Annotated in this window: 4 protein-coding genes; all 4 read right to left on the reverse strand. The window is 40.3% G+C overall.

Going from position 1 to position 3249, the window contains the following annotated elements; translation table 11 throughout:
• Positions 1-44: 44 nt before the first annotated feature.
• Positions 45-1079: a sulfate/molybdate ABC transporter ATP-binding protein gene (locus V7Z64_RS12525; RefSeq protein WP_297987965.1), complete on the reverse strand. Its 1035-nt coding sequence runs from the start codon at positions 1077-1079 to the stop codon at positions 45-47.
• On the reverse strand, positions 1060-1755 hold the full coding sequence (gene modB / locus V7Z64_RS12530) for a molybdate ABC transporter permease subunit (RefSeq protein ID WP_003394288.1): 696 nt from the start codon (positions 1753-1755) through the stop codon (positions 1060-1062). The genes V7Z64_RS12525 and modB overlap by 20 nt, the downstream gene beginning before the upstream one ends.
• Positions 1756-1757: 2 nt before the next feature.
• Positions 1758-2519, reverse strand: a complete 762-nt coding sequence (gene modA / locus V7Z64_RS12535; protein ID WP_297987960.1) for a molybdate ABC transporter substrate-binding protein — start codon at positions 2517-2519, stop codon at positions 1758-1760.
• Between the two features lie 65 nt (positions 2520-2584).
• Positions 2585-3249, reverse strand: a 665-nt coding sequence (locus tag V7Z64_RS12540) for an MFS transporter (RefSeq protein ID WP_334110621.1), incomplete at its 5' end; no start/stop codon positions are given.

Genomic DNA, 3249 nt, shown 5'->3' on the forward strand with positions numbered 1-3249 from the left:
CTTTTTTTGTTTGGTTGTAAATTTATGTTAGTAAATTTGCTCATCTACAGTAAAAGAAATAAATGCTCGGGCGGCAAATATACTTTTTTATTGTGTATATGCTTCCACTGTTCTTCACTTACGCTTGCCTGCAATGTAAAATGATCGGTTTGCAATGTCACATCATACGTATATACATTTGGAACGGCCCGAATGATCTGAAAAGAAAAAGCGTTGCATGTCGCTTCATCTACAAAACGAATATGGTGTGAGTGAATGCCCATATGTGTTGCCTTATTCTTTTTTTTATGGGCAGGAACAATGAGTGATGCGCCATTGACGGAGCAAACAAGCTGCTTTCCTCTATCATCAACCGTACAAGGAAATATGTTTTTACAGCCGACAATTTTTGCAGCCTGTACATTGTCCGGTTCATGAAATACGCATTCTTTCTTTCCTTGTTGTATGACGCGACCAAGGTCATATAAAATAAGTTCGTCACATAACCGATAGGCTTCTTCTAAATGATGTGTAACAAAAAGAACGATACCAGAAAAGTGTTGTTGTAAATAAGAGAAAAATTGTTGTTCCATCACTTGTTTTGTGTGATGATCGAGCGCTGAAAAAGGCTCGTCAAGCAATAATATGCTTGGGTTTGTAACAAGCGTACGTGCAAGCGCAACTCGCTGTTGCTGACCGCCAGATAGTTGATGTGGGTAGTAGTTCTCATACCCTTCTAATCCGATGTTTCTAATCATGTTTATAACCGCACGTTGCACTTGTTTCTTCGGCCATTTTTTCAAACCGAACGCAATATTTTCGTAAACTGTTAAATGTGGAAAAAGGGCATAATGTTGAAACATATAGCCTACGTTTCGGTAACAGGCAGGAACGTGGAGCCGTTTGTCTGAATGAAAAAATAACCGATCGTGCAATTGAATAATTCCTTCATCCGGCTGCTGTAATCCTGCAATGCTTTGCAATGTTAAACTTTTTCCACATCCCGATGCACCTAAAATCCCGACAATTCCGTTTTGAATTGTAAAATGAGCGTCTAACTGAAAGTGTGGAAATGTTTTCTTAATGGCGACGTACAGCATCGTTTTCTCCTCGAATCATTCGTTTTTCTAATCGTTTCATTGTGTACAACAAAGCAATAGATACAACGGTCATGATAAGGACGAGTATATTCGCCATTTTTTTATCCCCCGCAAGCAACGCATCGTAAATGGCAATAGGCATCGTCATCGTTTCATTTGGAATGCTTCCTGCAACCATTAACGTCGTTCCAAAATCGCCGAGCGCACGTGCAAAGACAAGTGTAGTTGCAGATGCAATGCTACGCCAAGAAAGCGGGATGACAACGGCGAAAAAAATATCCCATTCAGATCGACCGAGCACTCTTGCAGCATTTAGCAATTGCTCATCAATGCTCGCAAATGCTGCACGTGCCGTTTTCACGAAAAACGGCAAAGCGACAACAAATGCAGCAACAACCGCTCCCGTTGGCGTAAACACAATCATTATCCCAAACGTATCTTCTAAAAAACGACCGATTGGGCTAGATCGCCCGAGTAGCACAAGTAAATAATAACCAAGAACTGTCGGGGGCAATACAATCGGCAACGTAAACAATGAATCAAGTATATCACTTATTTTATGGTTAGAGCGGCTCAAATAATAGGAAATGGGCAGTCCGACAACTAGTGCACAACTTGTTGCAATTGTTGCTACTTTTAATGATAAAAAGAGCGGAAAAAGATTCATTGCCTGCACGATTATTCCTCCTCAGGAATGATAAAACCGTATTTTTTCATAATACTCGTTCCGTTCGGTCCTTTTAAAAACTCAATAAACGCATGCGCTTCTTTTTCATGGGCTGTTTGTTTTGTAACAACAATCGCCTGTCGAATCGGATCATGCATACGTTCATCGATAAGATAGAACGGCAAATGATGGTCTTTCATTAATCCGAGGGCAACAATTGCTACTTCCACGTTGCCTGAATCTACATAAGTAAGCGTATCGGCAATGTTTCTTCCGTAAACAATTTTTTGCTTTACTTGCTCCCATAAACCCGCTCGTTCTAACGCTTGTTTCGCCGCTAATCCATAAGGGGCATGATCGGGATTAGCGATCGCTATTTTTTTCACTTCTTCTTTTGATACATCCTCCAATGACGTTACTGCTACCCCTTCTTTTACAGCGAGCCCAATGCGGCCAAATGCATATATATTTTTTGTTTTTTCTATAGCCACGTGCTCACGAATGAGTTCATCAACATATTTCACATGTGCTGAAGCAAATACATCAAACGGAGCTCCTTGTTTGATTTGTTCTGCTAGTTGACCGCTCGAGCCGAAAACAAATGTAACGTTTGTCCCTGTTTCCTTTCTAAATTGTTCCCCTATTTCTTTGAAAACGTTCGTTAAATCCGCCGCTGCTGCAACTTTAATTGTCGGTGGAGAAGATGGCTGTGCAGATAGAGACTGACATGCGGCTAGCAAAAAAAGCATAATAAAAAATAATATTCTTTTCATTCTCAATTCCTCCATATATCAATAAAAGGGAATATCCATGACAGATACTCCCTTTTTTCATTCACTTAACATTTTACTTCTGCGTTTTTTCTAGCATAATAATACCAGTTTAATACAACCGATACAACATAAAATGCGATAAAGAAATAAAATGCCGTAATCGGTGTCCCTGTGTTTTGAGATGCCCAACCGAATAGCTTTGGAATAAAGAATGAACCGTACGCTGCAAACGCTGCCGTAAAACCAAGAACAGGTGCTGCTTCTTTTGGTGGGAAGATGATCGGGATCATTTGGAATGTTGACCCTGATCCCATTCCGGCAGCAATAAATAAGATCATGAAAGATACAATAAATCCGATAAAATGTTTTTCAGTTGTAAAATACATGACCGCAGCAGCGCCAAGCCCCATAGTCATTAGGACGTAGTTTGTTACGCGCGCCCCTCCTAGCTTATCAGACAACCAACCACCGACTGGACGGAATGAAGCTGCTAAAAATGCCCCTAAAAAGGCAAGCGAGACGTGTTCTGGAAATTGTGATTTTAATAAAAGCGGAAACGCTGCCGCATATCCAATAAACGAACCGAACGTTGCGATATACAACCATGTCATAATCCACGTATGTTTTCTTTTTACGATGACAAACTGCTCTGATACAGATTGTTTTGCATTTGGTAACTGTAGATGAGCATTTTTTATTACATTAATTTCCATCCCTAAGAGACAAACAG

The sequence above is a fragment of the Anoxybacillus sp. genome (genome assembly GCF_036834105.1).
Lineage (GTDB): Bacteria > Bacillota > Bacilli > Bacillales > Anoxybacillaceae > Anoxybacillus.